This is a genomic window from Kitasatospora sp. NPDC034035 (genome assembly GCF_055575755.1).
In genome coordinates, this window is record NZ_JBVISA010000022.1 from 40138 (window position 1) to 57213 (window position 17076).

The following is a 17076-nucleotide window of genomic DNA, read 5'->3' on the forward strand; positions in this document are numbered from 1 at the left end:
AAGCGAGAACTACCTACCGGTCGCCCGGAACCCCCGCCCCCTACCGGTCGCAGCGCTTGCCCGGCTCGGGGGCCTCCCCGGTCAGCAGGAAGCGGTTCACCGCCCCGTCCACGCAGGCGCTGTGCCGGCCGTACGCGGTGTGGCCGTCCCCGTCGAAGGTGAGCAGGCGGCCGGACTCCAGCTGCCCGGCCAGGGACTGGGCCCAGGCGTACGGGGTGGCCGGGTCCCGGGTGGTGCCGACGACGACGATCGGGGCGGCGCCGGCCGCCCGGATGGTGTGCGCCGTACCGGTGGCCCGGACCGGCCAGTACGCGCAGGTCAGCGCCATCCAGGCCATGTCGCGCCCGAAGTGCGGCGAGACCTGCTCGAAGTCCGGCACCGCCCGCTGGACCTCCTCCGGTCCGCGGAACGGGGCGGGCAGGTCGAGGCAGTTCACCGCCGTGTTGGCGAACATCAGGTTGGGGTACGAGCCGTCCGCCTCGCGCCCGTAGTAGGCGTCGGAGAGCTTCAGCAGCCCGGTGCCGTCGCCCGCCTTGGCGTCGGCGAGCGCGGTGCGCAGCTTGGGCCAGAGGAAGTCGGCGTACATGGCCTCGATGACGCCGGTGGTCGCCTGGGACTCGGTGAGTCGGCGCCCGCTGTCCGTGGTGGGCAGCGAGGCGGTCTGGACGGCCGCGAACAGGGCTCTGAGCTGCTCGCCGACCTGCTGCTCGGTGCGGCCGAGCGGGCAGTCCTCACGCTTGGCGCAGTCCTTGGCGAAGGCGGCCCAGGCGGTCTCGAAGCCGCCGGCCTGGGTGCGGTTGCCGGTGACCGAGTCGAGCGCCGGGTCCATCGCGCCGTCCAGCAGCAGCCGGCCCACCCGGGTCGGGAAGAGCCCCGCGTAGGTCGCGCCGAGGAAGGTTCCGTAGGACTTGCCGACGAAGTTCAGCCGCTCGTCGCCCAGCAGGGCGCGTAGCACGTCCATGTCCCGGGCGGCCTCGACGGTGCTGAGGTGGCCGAGCGCCGTTCCGGCCTGCTTCCGGCAGCCCTCGGCGAACTCCTTGTCGGCGGCGACGAGGGCGTCGATCCCGTGCTGGTCGCCGGGGGTCAGGTCGACGGCGGTGAAGGCGTCCATCCGGTCGCCGCTCAGGCAGGTGACGGGGGTGCTGCGGCCCACCCCGCGCGGGTCGAGGCCGACCAGGTCGTACCGGGCGCGCACCCCGAGGTCGTACGTCCGGGCGGCGGACTCCAGGTACTCGACCGCCGAGCCGCCGGGCCCGCCCGGGTTGAGCAGCAGCGAGCCGAGCCGCGGGTCGTGGGAGCCGGCGCCGGTACCCGCGCCGGTCGCGGCGGGTTCGGCCGCCGCGCGGGCGGCCGCCAGGGTGAGCTCGCCGTCCCCCGGCCGGTCGTAGTCCAGCGGCACCCGGAACGTCGTGCACTCGAACCCGCCGTCGCACGGCTGCCAGGCCAACCGCTGCGCGTAGTACGGCGCGAGCGCGGCCGGGACGGTGGCGGGCAGCGGCTCCAACGGGGTGGCCCCCGGCGCGCCGGCCGCCGGGGTCGAGGGCTCGCCGGGGCCCGGCGTCGCGGCCGGGGCCGAGGACACACCGGAGTCGGCCGAATCGGACGAGGCCGCCCTCGGCGCCCCGTACGGGCCTGAGCCGCACCCGCCGGCCAGCAGGCCGACGGCCAGCGCCGCGGCCGACACCCGCGCCGTCGCGGCCAGTACCCGAATCCGCCCGAAGGCCCTCATCCGGTTGCTCTCCTCAGAGGATGGAAGGGACGAAGAAGCGATGACCCGGAAAGCGGAGGAAACGCCGCTGCCCGGTACCCACCCCGGGGTACCGGGCAGCGTAACGCCCGCTCGACGGGTGCTCAGGACGCCTTGGCCAGCGCCTCGGCCAGGAACTGCGCCGCCTGCCGGACCAGCCGCAGCCGCTCCCGGTCGGGGGTGAAGTCCTGCACGTTGTCCGAGATCCGCACCTCGGCCTTGGCCGCCGGACCGGGGCCCGCCTTGAGTGAGGCCTGGAGCTTGCGGGCCGCGTCCAGCCCGGCGGAGTCGGCCTTAGCGGCGGCCAGCAGCAGCTTGGCCGCGCTGCCGGTCGGGGCCTCGGCCCCGGTCTGGGTGAGCGCGGCGGCGTCGTAGCGGCCGGAGACCGCCGCGGCCGCGCCGTACAGGTCGGGGCGGGCCAGCCCGGCGGCGGCCGCGCACGGCGCGCCGCCGTCGACGCCGAGGGTGCCCCAGGAAGCCGGGCCGGGCGGCAGGGTGCGGAAGGAGGCCGCGATGGTGGTGCGCAGCGTCGCGTCGTCCGCGACGGCGGCCGGGGCGGCGGCGACCAGCTCACAGGGGTGCGCGGTGCCGTTCGGCGCCTCGGGGGCGACCAGGATGAACGCGCGGGCCTTGCCGGTCTGCAGCGCCGAGCCGATGCCCTCGAACACGTCCGGGACCTCGGCGTCGGCGGTCCTGCGCGGCGCGGCCGCGTGCATCACGACGACCGGGAAGCGCGCGTTGGGCTCCTTGGCGTACTGCGGCGGCAGCCAGACCCGGACGTTGCGCGGGCGCCCGTCGGGGCCGAGCACGGCGGACTGAAGGAGCTCGCCGCCGCCCGGGTGGCCGACGCTGTCGAAGCGGCTGACCACGGCGGGGGCCGTGGTGGCGACCGGGGTGGCAGCGGCGGCAGCAGCGCCGGCGGCCGGCTCGGTGGCCGCGGGCGGCGCCGCCTGCTGCCGGGCGGCCGCCCCGGCCGCCGACTCCGAGCCCGCCCCCGCCGCGTCCACGACGGGCTGCGGACGGTCCGGGTCCTGGTCGCCGCGGCCGAGAGCGCCGAAGGCGCCGAGCCCGGTGAGCAGCGTCAACCCGGTGACGCACACCCCGCAGACCATCGCCCCGCCCGCGCGCACCAGCATCGGCCACCGGTCTCCGGCCAGCTCGTAGGTCTCGGCGGCGCGCAGGTCGCGCCAGCGCTGCAGGGCACCGCGGGCCAGCCAGATCCCGCCGAGCGCGGCGGCCAGTAGGGGAATGACGAGGAGCGAACGAACCATGCGACGCACCGCCTCGGGAGGAGGGCCGGCGCCGGACCGGACCCGGCGCGTACGGGAGGCGACCGGCCCGGCACCGGGCGCAGTCGGCCCCCAGCGTGCACAACCGGCGGACGGTCACACGCTCGTGTGCCCGGCGCGTATCGCCCGTTCACTCGAAGGTGGGACAACGCACCGGCTCCGGCAGGCGTACGGCCGTCGGCCGGTGGAGCGGACCGGCGGGCGGCTTGGGCGGACGGCTTGGGCGGAGCGGACCGGCGGACGGCTGGGCGGAGCGGACCGGCGGAGCGCCCCTACGGACGACCCGGCCGACACCCCTGCGGCCGGCTCAGCCCGCGCGCAGCGCCACCGTCATCGCCTCGACCGCCAGCAGCGGGTCCACGTTGCGGTCCAGCGCCTCGCGGCAGGCCAGCACCGCCTCGATCCGGCGCAGCGTGCCCTCCGCCGGACCGGCCTGGGCGACCCGGTTCAGGGCCTGCCGCTGGTCCTCGTTGGCGAGCGCGCCGGTGGAGCCGAACTGGATCGCGAGCACGTCCCGGTAGAAGCCGAGCAGGTCGAGCAGGGCGACGCCGAGGGTCTCCCGGCGGGTGCGGGTGGCGCGGCTCTTCTGCCGCTTCTCCAGCTCCTTGACCGCCCCGGCCATGCCGCGCGGCGCCTTGCTGCCCTCGGCGGCGCCGTAGGCGGCCTTGAGGTCGTCGGTCTCCTTGGCGTCCTGGGTCTCGGCGAGCGCTTCCGCGTCGGCCTTGGCGGTGTCGACCAGGCGCTGGGCGGCGGTCAGGCAGCCGCCGATGTCGCCGACCTCCAGCGGGATCCGCAGCACGTCCGTCCGGCGGGTGCGGACCTGCTCGTCGACGGCGAGGCGGCGGGAGCGCTCGATGTCGCCCTGTCCGGCGAGCGCGGCGAGCCTGGCGGTCTCCGGGTCGACGCCGTCGCGGCGGACCAGCGTGTCGGCGACCGCCTCGGCGGCGGGGGTGCGCAGCACCAGCAGGCGGCAGCGCGAGCGGATGGTCGGCAGCACGTCCTGGACGGAGGGGGCGCAGAGCAGCCAGACGGTGCGCGGGGAGGGCTCCTCCACGCCCTTGAGCAGCGCGTTCGCGGCGGCCTCGGTGAGCCGGTGGGCGGCGTCCACCAGGATCACCGACCAGCGGCCGCCGGTCGGGTAGCTGGAGGCGCGCAGCACCAGGGCGCGCATGTCGCCGACACCGATGGACAGGCCGTCGGTCCGGACGTACTTCACGTCGGCGTGGCTGCCGGCCAGCACGGTGTGGCAACCGTCGCAGAACCCGCAGCCGGGCGTGCCGCCGAGCGCGAGGTCGGGACTGGTGCACTGGAGGGAGGCGGCGAAGGCTCGCGCGGCGGTGACCTGGCCGGCACCGGGCGGACCGGTGAACAGCCAGGCGTGCGTCATCAGGGAGGCGTTCCCACCCTCGACGGGGGCGGCCCCGCGGCCGACCTCGACCGCCGCCCCGGCTGCCCGGGCTGCGGCGGTCAGCTGCTCGACCACCCGCTCCTGGCCCACCAGGTCGTCCCAGACGGCCACTACTGCTCCCAAGCTCCGTACGGCAGCGCCCACGGCGCCTCTTCCCCGCCGTCGAGCATACGTCTCCGCCCCGACAGCCACTGCTCCATCGGGGTCACGGCGGACGGGCGGAGCGGCGGGCAGCGGACGGCCGACGGCGGACGCGCGGTGGCCGGAGGAGCAGACGGACGGGCCGACGGCATGACCGCCACCGGCCCGGGGCCGCCGCCCGACAGCAAGGCGGCGCCGCCGGGGAGCTACCCCGACGGCGCCGCCCACACCGTGTCCGGTCAGCACCGTGTCCGGTCAGCCCCGGCGGCCCCAGCGCCGGCCCTTGCCCTTGCCGTCACCGTCCTTGCCGTCGCCGCCCTGGCCCTGGTCGTCGCCGTCGCGCGGATCCGCAGCACGCTGCGGGCCACCCTGACCCTGGCCCTGGCCCGGGTTGCCGCCGTGCTCCCAACGCGTCCACTCGTCGTGCGAGCCGAGCAGGGTGTCGGTGAGGCTCGGCAGGTCGTCCATCGGCGTCTCCTCGGCCCACTCCGGCCGAGGCCGCTCGGCGACCGGCTGCGGCTGCGGCTGCGGCTGCTGAGCCTGAGGCTTCGCCGGGGGCTGCTGCCGAGGCGGCTGGGCCTGGCGCCGAGGCTCCGTGGCGGGCTCCCCGCCGACCACCGGCAGCTCACGCGTGCTGTCCACCGGACGGTCCGGCTCGACCCGCGGCAGCACCGCCGTCCGGTCGGCCTCCGCCGGGACCGTCGGCAGCACGGCCGTCTCGTCCACCGCCGAGGCCGGCACCACCGGCAGCTTGGCGGTCGCGTCGACCGCCCCGGCGGCTCCCGCCGCCTTGCGCGCCTCGGCGGCCTCGGCCGCCCGGACCGCGGCCTGCCGGTCCTGCGGCGACAGCTCGCGCGTCGCCTCGTCCCCGAGCCCGTCCGCCGGACCCTGCGCAGCATCCCGAACCCCAGCAGTCCGAGCCGCAGCGTCGTCCGGGGTGTCCCGGACCGCCCGCAGCTGCGTGGTCACGGCATCCCCGCCCGGCGCACCCGGGGCCGCCCCCGGCCGCCCGGTCGCCCGGTCCTCCGCCGTCTCGGCCGCCGCAGCCGCGGCCGCCAGGGCGGCGGCCTGCGCCAGCCGAGCCTCCTCGGCCCGCTGCAGCGCCTCCTCCGCCCGGCGGCGCTGCTCCTCGCGGGCGAGCTCCCGCTGCCGCTGCAGCTCGGCCTGGGCGGCCGCCTCGTCGGCGATCCGCTTGCGCTCGGCGGCCTCGGCCGCCAGCCGGGCCTCCTCCACGGCGCGGAGCCTGGCTTCCTCCTCGGCGCGGCGCTTGGCCTCCTCCTCGGCCCTGCGGCGCGCTTCCTCCTCGGCCTTGCGCCGGGCCTCGGCGGCGGCCCGCTCGGTCTCCTCCTTGGCCAGCCGCTCCTTCTCCGCCTGCTCGGCGCGCAGCTGCGCCAGCAGCTCCTGCCGCTTGCGCTCGGCGGCCTCCTCCTCGGCCTTCTTGCGGGCCTCCTCGGCGGCGCGGCGCTCGGCCTCCTCACGGGCGAGCCGCTCCTGCTCGGCGCGGGCAGCCTTCTCCTGCTCGGAGAGCGGCAGCTCGCGGTCGAGCCGGTGCCGGATGGCGGTGGTGACGGAGCCGGGGGCCTGGCTTCCGTCCACGACCAGGTAGCGCGCCGGGTCGGCGGCCGCGAGGGCGAGGAAGCCGGCCCGGACCCGCTGGTGGAACTCGGTGGGCTCGGACTCGAGCCGGTCCAGCGCCTCGGTGAAGCGCTCCCGGGCCCTGGTCGGGTCGACGTCCAGCACGACGGTCAGGTCGGGCAGCAGTCCGCCGGTGGCCCAGCGGGAGATCCGGGCGACCTCGGTGGCGGCCAGGTCGCGCCCGGCGCCCTGGTAGGCGATGGAGGAGTCCATGTACCGGTCGGTGATCACCACGGCGCCGCGGGCGAGGGCCGGGCGGATGACGTTCTCGACGTGCTCGGCGCGGTCGGCGGCGTAGATCAGCGCTTCGGCGCGGTGCGACAGGCCGGTGTTGCCGACATCCAGGACGAGGCCGCGCAGCCGCTGGCCGACCGGGCTGCCACCGGGCTCGCGGGTGAGCACGACCTCGTGCCCCTTGCCGCGGATCCACTCGGCGAGTGCCTGGGCCTGGGTGGACTTGCCGGCGCCGTCGCCGCCCTCGAGGGCGATGAAGAAGCCGGTGCCCGCGCCCCGGTGCGGGACGGGGCCGACGGCGCCGCGCACCGCGTCCACCAGGTCCCGGCCGAACGGCACGGTGCCGCGCCGGTCGTCGGTGCGCAGCAGCACGACGGCGGCGAGCACCAGGGTGAGCAGCCCCGCGGTGGCGACGGCGAGGGCCGCGCCGCCGTGGATGAAGGTGAAGGAGCCGGGTTCGACGGTGCCGTACTCGACGTCCCCGTAGGCGGCGGCGATCAGCGGGACGACGACCAGCGCGGCGGCGACCACGGTCCGCAGCACCGCCACGAGGTGCTCGGTGACCTTCGGCAGCCGGGCCTCCTCGACCTCCTGGGCGAGCAGGGTGCGCCCGGCCGAGACGACGATCCCGGCGGCCAGCGCGGCCAGCACGGTGAGCAGCAGGACCAGCACGAAGTCCAGCACCAGCCCGGCCAGGATCAGCGCGACGCCCTGGGTGAGCAGCGCCAGCGCGAGCAGTCGGCGGCGGGAGAGCGAGGGCAGCGTGGCCCGGGTGAGCCGGGCGCCGAGGGCGGGCGCCGCGGTGGCGGCGAGCACGAGCAGGCCGTAGCCGATCGGCCCGGCCCGGTGTTCGGCGGCGGTGAGCAGCGCGAGCGCGGCGACGCCCGCCATCGAGGCGAAGCCGGCCGCGACGGCGAAGGTGAAGTACGGGGCGCTGCCGGTGCGGCCCTTGCCCAGCGCGGGACCGGGTGCCGAGTCGGTCGGGGCGCGCAGGCCCTGCAGCGGGGAGACCGGGGCGACGGCCACCGGGCCGCCGGGCAGCTGCTGGAGGTAGCCGCGGGTCGCCGAGGCGGCGAACAGCCCGGCCGCGCCGAGTGCCGCGAAGGTGAGCTGGTGGGCGCGGAGCCAGTCCGAGCCGGCCGCCGCGCCGATGTTGTTGAGCAGGGTGAAGCCGACCAGGCCGACGGCGGCCAGCGGCACGGTGACCCAGCCGGTGAAGCGGTCGATGCCTCGGACGGTCTCCAGGTTCGCGGCCGCGGGCCGCTGCTCGGCGGCCGGGGCGTAGGGGTTGGCCGGCGGCAGCAGGCCGGGGACGGCGGCGGCCTTGGCGATCCCCCAGACCCGCTCGGCGGCACCGGTGACGAACACGGTGGCGAGCAGGACGTAGGTGGCGGCCCCGGAGGGCTTCGAGCCGGAGCCCAGCCAGACGGTCCACCAGGGCGCGAGGCCGATCAGCAGGGCGCGCAGCGCGTCGGCGCCGACCAGCGTCCAGCGCCGGTCGAGCTTGCCCGCGACCAGCCGGTGCACCGGGCCGAGCAGCGCCACACCGACCAGGCCGGTGGCCGCCACCCGGACGGCGAGGACCGCCGCGAGGGCGAAGGCGAGGCTGCGCGGCAGGTCGCCGAACCGGCCGCCCAGGGCGGCCGCGATCACGGTGAGCGCGAGCAGCACCAGCAGGCCGAGCCGGTCGGCGGTGCCGCCGATCAGCTGGGTGGTCCACAGACGCCGGTAGGCCCGGGTCCGCAGCAGTGCCCGGGCCCGGTCCACCGGGGTCCCGGCGGGCGCGACCTCCGGCAGGTCGGGCGTCGCGGCTCTGGCGGCCGGGGCGGCGCTGGGGGTGGGCTGCTCCTCGCTCGTCATACGGTCAGCGTAGCGGGCGGGGCTTGGCCGGATTGTGGCGAACGGGCTTCCGGATCCCGCTCATCACCGGGTTGTGACGTTCCCCGCACAGATCCGCGCACAGATCCCCACGCGGGCCCCGCACAGATCCGCACGCGGGCCCCGCACAGATCCGCACAGCTCCCCGACCGCCCTGACCACCTCCCGCCCGGTCCCCGGCAGCACGCGGGCCCGTACCCCCGGGATCGGGGGCACGGGCCCGTCGGCGGTGATCGGGGATCAGTCCTCGTCGGTCGCCGTGGTCTTGGCGGCGGCCGTCTTCTTGGTCGCCGTCTTCTTCGCCGCCGCCGTCTTGGTCGTGGTCTTCTTGGCGGCGGTCTTCTTCGCGGCCGCGGTCTTGGTGGCCGTGGCCGCCGTCTTGGTCGCGGTCGCCTTCTTGGCGGCGGTCTTCTTCGCCGGGGCCTTCTTCGCCGTCTTCTTCACCGGTCCGCGCGCCCGCTTCTCGGCGAGCAGCTCGTAGCCGCGCTCCGGCGTGATGGTCTCGACGTCGTCGTCCTTGCGCAGGGTCGCGTTGGTCTCGCCGTCGGTCACGTACGGGCCGAAGCGGCCGTCCTTGACCACCACCGGGCGCTCGCTGACCGGGTCGTTGCCCAGCTCCTTGAGCGGCGGGGCGGCGGCGGCCCGGCCGCGCTGCTTGGGCTGGGCGTAGATCGCCAGCGCCTCGTCGAGGGTGATCGTGAAGAGCTGGTCCTCGCTGGTGAGCGAGCGGGAGTCGGTGCCGCGCTTGAGGTACGGGCCGTAGCGGCCGTTCTGCGCGGTGATCTCCGCGCCCTCGGCGTCGGTGCCGACCACGCGCGGCAGCGAGAGCAGCCGCAGCGCGTCCTCCAGGGTGACGGTGTCCAGCGACATCGTCTTGAACAGCGAGGCGGTGCGCGGCTTGACCGCGTTCTTGCCGGTCTTGGGCGTGCCCTCGGGCAGGATCTCGGTCACGTACGGGCCGTAGCGGCCGTCCTTGGCGACGAGCATGTTGCCGCTGACCGGGTCCGGGCCGAGCTCGAAGTCGCCGCTGGGCTTGGCCAGCAGCTCCTCGGCCAGCTCGACGGTGAGCTCGTCCGGCGGCAGCTCGTCCGGGATGTCGGCGCGCTGGCCGGGCTCGCCCTCGACGGCGGAGGCACGCTCGACGTACGGGCCGTAGCGGCCGACCCGCAGCGTGATGTCGTCGCTGATCCGGAACGAGCTGATCTCCCGGGCGTCGATCGCGCCGAGGTCGGTGACCAGTTCCTTCAGGCCGCCCAGGTGGTCGCCGTCGCCGTTGCCGGCCTCGGCGGCGCCGCCCACGGCGTGGCCTTCGCCCTCGCCGAAGTAGAAGCGCTTCAGCCACGGCACGGACTTGGCCTCACCGGCGGCGATCCGGTCGAGGTCGTCCTCCATCTTGGCGGTGAAGTCGTAGTCGACCAGCCGGCCGAAGTGCTTCTCCAGCAGGTTGACCACGGCGAAGGAGAGGAACGACGGGACGAGCGCCGTCCCCTTCTTGAACACGTACCGGCGCTGGATGATCGTGTCGATGATCGACGCGTAGGTGGAGGGGCGGCCGATCTCCCGGTCCTCCAGCTCCTTGACCAGCGAGGCCTCGGTGTAGCGGGCCGGCGGCTTGGTGGCGTGGCCCTCCGGGGTGATCCGCTCGGCGCCCAGCGGGTCGCCCTGGGCGACCTGCGGCAGCCGGCGCTCGCGGTCGTCGAGCTCGGCGTTCGGGTCGTCGGCGCCCTCGACGTAGGCCTTGAGGAAGCCGTGGAAGGTGATGATCTTGCCGGAGGCGGAGAACTCGACGTCCCGGCCGTCGGCGGAGGCGCCGCCGACCCGGACGGTGACGGACTGGCCGACGGCGTCCTTCATCTGGGAGGCGACGGTGCGCATCCAGATCAGCTCGTAGAGCCGGAAGTCGTCACCGGTCAGGCCGGTCTCGGCGGGGGTGCGGAAGCGGTCGCCGGAGGGGCGGACGGCCTCGTGCGCCTCCTGCGCGTTCTTGACCTTGCTGGCGTAGGTGCGCGGGGCGTCCGGCAGGTAGTCGGCGCCGTACAGCTGGGTGACCTGGGCGCGGGCGGCGCCGATCGCGGTCTCCGACAGCGTCGTGGAGTCGGTACGCATATAGGTGATGAAGCCGTTCTCGTACAGCTTCTGGGCCACCTGCATGGTCCGCTTGGCCCCGAAGCCCAGCTTGCGGCTGGCCTCCTGCTGGAGCGTGGTGGTGCGGAACGGCGCGTACGGCGAGCGGCGGTAGGGCTTGGACTCGACGCTGCGGACGCTGTACGCGGTCTGCTCCAGGGCGGCGGCCAGCTGCCGGGCGGCCTGCTCGTCCAGGTGCAGGGTGTTGGCGCTGCCGGCCTTCAGGCGGCCGTCCGAGCCGAAGTCGCGGCCGCTGGCGATCCGCTTGCCGTCGACCGAGGCGAGCCGGGCGCCGAAGGTCTCCGGGTTGGCGGAGTCGGCCGGGGTGCGACCGGTACCGAAGGTCCCGACCAGGTCCCAATACGAGGCGGTGCGGAAGGCAATCCGCTCACGCTCGCGCTCGACCACCAGCCGGGTGGCGACGGACTGCACGCGGCCCGCCGACAGCTTCGGCATGACCTTCTTCCACAGCACCGGCGAGACCTCGAAGCCGTAGAGGCGGTCGAGGATGCGACGGGTCTCCTGGGCGTCGACCAGGCGCTGGTTGAGCTCGCGCGGGTTGGCCACGGCCTCCTGGATCGCCGACTTGGTGATCTCGTGGAACACCATCCGGTGCACCGGCACCTTGGGCTTGAGCACCTGCTGCAGGTGCCACGCGATGGCCTCGCCCTCGCGGTCCTCATCGGTGGCGAGGAAGAGCTCGTCGGACTCCGCGAGCAGCGACTTCAACTTGCTGACCTGGGACTTCTTGTCCGCGTTGACCACGTAGATCGGCGCGAAGTCGTGATCGACGTCCACTCCGAGTCGGCGCACCTCACCGGTGTACTTGTCCGGCACCTCGGCCGCGGTGCTGGGCAGGTCGCGGATGTGCCCGACGCTCGCCTCGACGATGTAGCCGGGGCCAAGGTAGCCCTTGATCGTCTTCGCCTTGGCCGGCGACTCGACAATGACGAGTCGCTGTCCGTGCGCGGTCTCGCTGCTCGGGGACACCTTCGCTCTTCTCTCCCGGTCCTTATGTGGCTGGTCGGCGCTGGCAGCACGGGCTGCGCTCCGCCCGACCCCTCCACCGTCCCGGGGCCGCCGCTGCACGACACCCCACCAGCGGAGTGTGACCGTACCCCGGCCACCCTTGTCAAACGGACGGATACCGCGTTTTCACTTGCCGGGCTCACCGACGCCACTCGAACGGTAACCCGATGACGGAGGTTCCCGCCCCGTGGAGGGCGGCCTTCGGCAGGTTCCGGAGGATGGAATGACGGATTTCAAGATCTGTCAACGGAAAATCGACGGTGGATCGACCGGTGGGCGGGTCGGCGGGCGGACCGGCGGGCGGATCGACCGGCGCCGGGGTCCCGTCGAGGGCGCGGCCGGGGACGGCCGCGCGCGTGGGTGGCCCGCTCAGCCGCCAGCCGCCGCCAGGAGCCCGGCGCCCGCCGCCAGACAGGCCACCCCCAGGGCGCTCCACAGCAGGTCGGCGACGACCGCCCGGCCGATCTCCCCGGCCGCCAGCACCGCCCGGCTCGGGTGCTGCGGGTCGTAGCAGATCCGCACCGGGGCGCCGGGCCCGAAACGGTCCGGACGGCGCAGCGGGGTGTGCCCGCGCGGCCGGGTGAGCACGAGCCCGGCGATCCGGCACGCGCCGGAGCCATCGGCCGAGGGCGGCACCGAGAAGGAGAGCAGCGGCGCACTGTCCAGCTGACCGTGCGCGTCGTCCTCGGCCATCACCGTGGCCACCGCCGCCACCCCGCGACGGCGCACCCGGTGGCGAAGGCGCACTTCGGCCGCGCACCAGAGCAGCAGCACGCCACCGAAGAGGGCGAGCACCAGCCCGCCCACCGTCGCCGTCGTCGTGTCCACCCCTGGCCCCCGGCTCCCCAGCTCTGTCCACAGCCTGTGGACAGAGCCTCACAGCGGAGAGCCAACGGGGGGCAGCCGTTCGAAGACCGCCGGACGAACCAGGGGGGACGGGCGGGTGAACCGGGCCCGCCGACCGGTCCGTCGGCGGGCCGGCCCTTCGGCGGGGTCGGCACAGCGAACGGCTTGGCCCAGCGACCGGGTCGACACGCCGACGGCTTGGCCCAGCGGACCGGGTCGGCTCAGCGGACCGGGTCGATGAACCCCTGCTCGGTCAGCAGCCGCAGCGACTCCGGCACCCGGTCGCGCAGGACCACCCGGTCCTCGCCGAGCAGCTGCGCGATGGCGTCCACGATCTCGCCCGCCGACAGCGTCCCGTCGCAGACGCCGACGAAACCGGCGCCCACCGTGTCCACCTTGGTGGCCCGCCGCATGCCCCGGTTGTGACGCAGGATCACGTGCTCCGGGTCTTCCGCGCCCGGTGCGCCGACCTGCTCCTGGACCACCTCGTCGGCCAGCACGTAGCGGGCCGCGAGCAGGCCCGCGTCGTCGTGCGAGCGGAGGAAGTCCTGCCGGTCGAACCAGGCCTCGATGTGCGGGCCGAGCGGCTGCTCCACCGGGTGCGGCCACTCCTCGACCCGGACGGTCGGGCGCTCGGCGCCACTCGCCCGCAGGGTGATCCACCCCATGCCGATGCCCTCCACCCGGCCGGCCTCGAAGGCGTCCAGCCACTCGCCGTAGCGGGCCTGGTAGTCGCCGCCGGGGCCGCGGTGGTCGCCGCCGTCGCGCAGCCACAACTCGGCGTACTGGGCCACGTCCTGGACCTCGCGCTGGACGACCCAGGCGTCCAGGCCGGTGCCCGCGACCCAGCCGGCCAGCCGCTCGTGCCAGTCCTCGCCCTTGACGTGCTGCCAGTTGGCGAGCAACTGGCAGTAGCCGCCGGGCTCCAGGTGGTCGGCGGCCGAGCGGACCAGGCTGCGGCACAGGTCGTCGCCGGCCATCCCGCCGTCGCGGTAGGTGAACCGGCCGCCGGGCGAGATGACGAACGGCGGGTTGGAGACGATCAGGTCGAACTTCCGCTCCCCGACCGGCTCGAAGAGGCTTCCCGCGAGCGCCTCGGTGTGGTCGAATCCGGACAGCGCCAGGGTCAGCTCGGTGAAGCGCAGCGCGCGCGGGTTGAGGTCGGTGGCGGTGACCGTACCGGCGTGCCGGGCCGCGTGCAGGGCCTGCACACCGGAGCCCGCACCGAGGTCCAGCGCGGCCCGGACCGGGCGGCGCACGGTGATATTGGCCAGCGTCGTGGAAGCACCGCCGACACCCAGCACCAGGTCCTTGCGGGCCACGCCGTGCGCGGTCTCGCCGGAGCCGATGCCGCCCGCGCCGCCCACCGCACAGCCCAGGTCGGAGACCACCCAGGCATCCGAACTGGGCATCCCGGACACCTCGTTGGCGTACGGCCGGACGTCGACGGTGGCCCGCACCAGGTCCCCGTCGGGGCGCAGCCAGCCGTCCGCCAGGCAGTCCTCCACCGGCAGCGCCGCGGCGGCCGCCCGGTACGGCACCGGCTGCTGCAGCAGGAACAGCCGCACCAGCGTCTCCAGCGGGCTGCCACCGCGCGTCGCGCGCAGCGCTGGAACGGCCTCGCTGCGGGCCAGCGCGGCATAGCCGGTGGGCCCGAGCAGGTCCAGGCAACCGTCGGCGGTGAACGAGGCGGCGAGCAGCGCCTCGCGCAGCTTGGCGAGGCGGGTCGGGTCGAGAACGGGGCTACTGGTCACCCCGCCATTGTCCCCCGCCGGTTCCCCACCGCCCGCCTCCGGGCCCGACCGGCCCGTACGTCGCCGCCCCCGTCCGGGCCCGCCCGCCGGGAGCGTCCCAACGGGAGCCCGAGCCGCACCGCGCGCCCCACCGCGCGCCCCCACCGGGCTTCCACACGCCCGGTCGTACGCCCCGGAGCTCAGGCTCTGCGGCTCCCCGCTCGGCGGTGCTCGCCCTCGGCCTCACCCGTACCGTGCGGACGCCTCGGCCGGTCGCCCGGTACACCCGGGCCCCGCGGCACCCCGCCTGCGACGCGCAGCAGCCGGCGCCGCTCCCCGAGCGGCACCGGCTGCTATTGCTGTCCGTCCCTCTTCACGCCTTCAGGCGGCCTTCAGGCGGTCTTCACGCCGACGCTGCCGCCGACGCCGTGAAGGCGGGATCGGCCCTCGGCCCCCGGTCAACTCGCGGCGGGAGCCGGGGTGGTGGCCGGAGCGGCCGGGGCGGCGGGGGTGGTGGCACCGGCGGCGGGGCTCGCGGTGTCGGTCGCGCCGGGCGCGGGGGTGGTGGCAGGGGCGCTCGGGGTGGCGGTCGCGCCGGGGGTCGCGCCCGCGCCGACGGGTGCCGGGGTGCCGCTCGCGCCGGTGCCCGCGCCACCGGTCGGGGCGGTGGTCGGGGACGGCTTGCAGCCCTCCTGCTTGGCCATCGCCGCACCAAGGTCGCCGCGCTGCAGCTTGCTCTGCGCCTGGGTGGAGAGCGAGGCCAGCTGCTGGATCTGGTCGGCGACGCTGCGCAGCCCGTCGGCGAACTTCGCCTGGTCGTTGTTGGGCAGCGCGTCCAGCTTCTTCTGGACCTCCTGGTAGCCGTCGGCCGCCTTCTTCAGCTCGTCGACGGTGTCCTTCTGCAGGGTCGCGCCGTCCTGCACCTTGGGCGCACCGGCCCCGTCGATGGCGGCCGCGATGTCCTGGTTGGTCTTGGCCAGCCGCCCGATGTCCGTGGAGAGCCGCTTCTGCAGGTCGGCCGGGGCCTCGCCGGTCTTCACCTGGCCGGTGTCGGCGAGCGCGGTCTGGGCTTGGGCGATCGGGTCCTTGGCCGCGCCGCAGACGCTCGACGCCCAGGACTCCAGCTGCTTGCTGTTGTCGTCGCCGCCGCAGCCGACGGCGCCGAACGCCAGCAGCACGCCGAGGACGGGTACGGCCAGCAGTCGCTTGTTCACCGGGAGAAGCCTTTCGGTTTCGGTCGTCATCGGTCGTCGAACCTACACGGCCGGTTCCCGCCCCCCGGTTCCCGGTTCCCGCCTGCGACGTCCCGCCCCGGGCCTCCCCGGGACCGCCCGCGGGCCGTTTGCGGCCCGTGCCCGGCCCGTCCCGGTGCCCCGCCCCCGGCCGCGACTCAGGCCCGCTCGACCCTGATCGGATCGCCCGGGCGGACGGTGCGCAGCACTGCGGCGTCCCCGTCCAGCGCGCCCAGGACGTTGCAGGGACTGGCCAGCCGGCACTCGCCGTCGCGCGAGATCGGCGTCGGCCCGTACGGCAGGGCGAGGCTGTCGCCGTCGGTCCAGAAGGCGACCGTGCCGGGTTCCACGACCTGCCGGGCGCCGGCCTCGCGCGGCACGCTGACGGGCGTGCCGAAGTAGACCTCCTCGCCCCAGGTGCTCGCCGAGGAGCTGATCGGCAGCTCGGCCCAGAGCGCCTCGGCGGTGGGGGTGACCGTCAGCGTGGCGGTGGCCTGCCCGGCCGGCCACAGAATGCGAATCCGCATGGACTTCCTTTTTCGCGACGAGGTCCGATCAGGGATCGGACCCGGTCGTGCCGGAAGCAGCGAACCGCCACACTCAACATTTTGTCAACGCACGCCCCGGGGACTGGACCCCGGTCGCGCGCGAGAAACGCGAAGACGCGCGAGAAACACGAAGGACGGACGTGAAAGACGCGAAGGACGCGACCACCGCGGAAGTGGGGCCTCAGACCGCGACGGAAGCGACCGAAACCGGCCAGCTCATCCGAATCAGGCCACCGTCCGTGCCGCTGGTGACCTCCAGGTCTTCGACCAGGCCGGTGATCACGGCGAGGCCGAGGGTGTCCTCGTCCGGCTCGCCGCCCTCGGCAGCGCCGGAGGCCGGGACGGCGGGGGGGCCGGCCTCGTCCTCGACCTCGATGAGGAAACGCTTCTCCTGGTCGGTCAGCGCGACCCTGACCGTGCCGCCGATGCCGCCCCGCTGGTGCAGGCCGACCGCGCGGGAGCACGCCTCGCCGACCGCGAGCCGTACCTCGTCGAGCACCGACTCGTCGACCCCGGCCCGTCTGGCGACGGCCGCGGCGACCAGTCGGGCCGTCCGCACGTGCTCGGGAAGCGCGCTGAATCGAAGTTCGACGGTTGCCATCTCTCCCCCTCGGGGTGCTCCGACCGGGGCCGGAAGTACGGCCCCTGCGGGCCGGCTGGACCGGCCCAGAGGCGGCCGGGACGCGCCGGGCCGAACCGGCCCAGGCACCCCGGACGCGTGGAAACGGGGCGGGCCGGCCACGAGGACCGGCCCGGCCGCGTCAGTCGGTCGCGTTGACCGCGTCGTCCACCGAGGTGTGGATCGGGAAGACCTTGGTCAAGCCGGTGATACGGAAGATCTTCAGGATGCGCTCCTGGTTGCAGACGAGGCGCAGCGAGCCCTCGTGGGCGCGCACCCGCTTCAGGCCGCCCACCAGCACACCCAGGCCGGTCGAGTCGAGGAAGTCGACGCCTTCCATGTCGACGACGAGGTGGTACTTGCCGTCGTTGACGAGCTCGACCAGCTGCTCCCGCAGCTTCGGGGCGGTGTACACATCGATCTCGCCGCCAACCTCGACGACCGTGCGATCGCCGACTGTACGGGTCGACAGGGACAGGTCCACGGAACCTCCAGCACCTTGCCTTGCTACGTCATGTGCGATCCTCGGCCGGACGGCCGCCACCGCATGGTCGCGAGCCCGGGCGCGCCCCAACCAGCACGTGGCAAGCCTCAGCGCTGCGACCCACGGCCG

At 75.2% G+C, this 17076-nt stretch carries 11 protein-coding genes; all 11 read right to left on the reverse strand.

Going from position 1 to position 17076, the window contains the following annotated elements:
- Positions 1–40: 40 nt before the first annotated feature.
- Positions 41–1729, reverse strand: a complete 1689-nt coding sequence (locus ACZ52J_RS27975; RefSeq protein WP_465622657.1) for an alpha/beta hydrolase — start codon at positions 1727–1729, stop codon at positions 41–43.
- Positions 1730–1851: 122 nt separating this feature from the next.
- Complete coding sequence (locus ACZ52J_RS27980; RefSeq protein ID WP_465622658.1) at positions 1852–3018, reverse strand: alpha/beta hydrolase; 1167 nt, start codon at positions 3016–3018, stop codon at positions 1852–1854.
- 325 nt (positions 3019–3343) lie between these two features.
- Positions 3344–4555, reverse strand: a complete 1212-nt coding sequence (locus ACZ52J_RS27985; RefSeq protein WP_360496675.1) for a DNA polymerase III subunit delta' — start codon at positions 4553–4555, stop codon at positions 3344–3346.
- Between the two features lie 285 nt (positions 4556–4840).
- Positions 4841–8314 (reverse strand): dTMP kinase, encoded by a 3474-nt coding sequence (gene tmk / locus ACZ52J_RS27990; RefSeq protein ID WP_465622660.1) that lies wholly within the window; start codon positions 8312–8314, stop codon positions 4841–4843.
- A gap of 258 nt (positions 8315–8572) precedes the next feature.
- Positions 8573–11446, reverse strand: coding sequence for a type I DNA topoisomerase (gene topA / locus ACZ52J_RS27995; protein WP_360496172.1), 2874 nt, complete (start codon positions 11444–11446; stop codon positions 8573–8575).
- A 408-nt stretch (positions 11447–11854) separates the two neighbouring features.
- Positions 11855–12313: a DUF3592 domain-containing protein gene (locus tag ACZ52J_RS28000; protein ID WP_465622662.1), complete on the reverse strand. Its 459-nt coding sequence runs from the start codon at positions 12311–12313 to the stop codon at positions 11855–11857.
- A 239-nt stretch (positions 12314–12552) separates the two neighbouring features.
- Entirely contained in the window at positions 12553–14085 is a 1533-nt protein-coding gene (locus ACZ52J_RS28005; RefSeq protein ID WP_360496178.1) for a DUF7059 domain-containing protein, read from the reverse strand.
- Positions 14086–14522: 437 nt separating this feature from the next.
- Positions 14523–15308: a hypothetical protein gene (locus ACZ52J_RS28010; protein WP_465622664.1), complete on the reverse strand. Its 786-nt coding sequence runs from the start codon at positions 15306–15308 to the stop codon at positions 14523–14525.
- 146 nt (positions 15309–15454) lie between these two features.
- Positions 15455–15823, reverse strand: coding sequence for a cyclophilin-like fold protein (locus tag ACZ52J_RS28015; RefSeq protein WP_465622665.1), 369 nt, complete (start codon positions 15821–15823; stop codon positions 15455–15457).
- 202 nt (positions 15824–16025) lie between these two features.
- Complete coding sequence (locus ACZ52J_RS28020) at positions 16026–16445, reverse strand: ATP-binding protein (RefSeq protein ID WP_465622667.1); 420 nt, start codon at positions 16443–16445, stop codon at positions 16026–16028.
- A 160-nt stretch (positions 16446–16605) separates the two neighbouring features.
- Complete coding sequence (bldG, locus tag ACZ52J_RS28025) at positions 16606–16947, reverse strand: anti-sigma factor antagonist BldG (RefSeq protein WP_360496190.1); 342 nt, start codon at positions 16945–16947, stop codon at positions 16606–16608.
- Positions 16948–17076 lie beyond the last annotated feature (129 nt).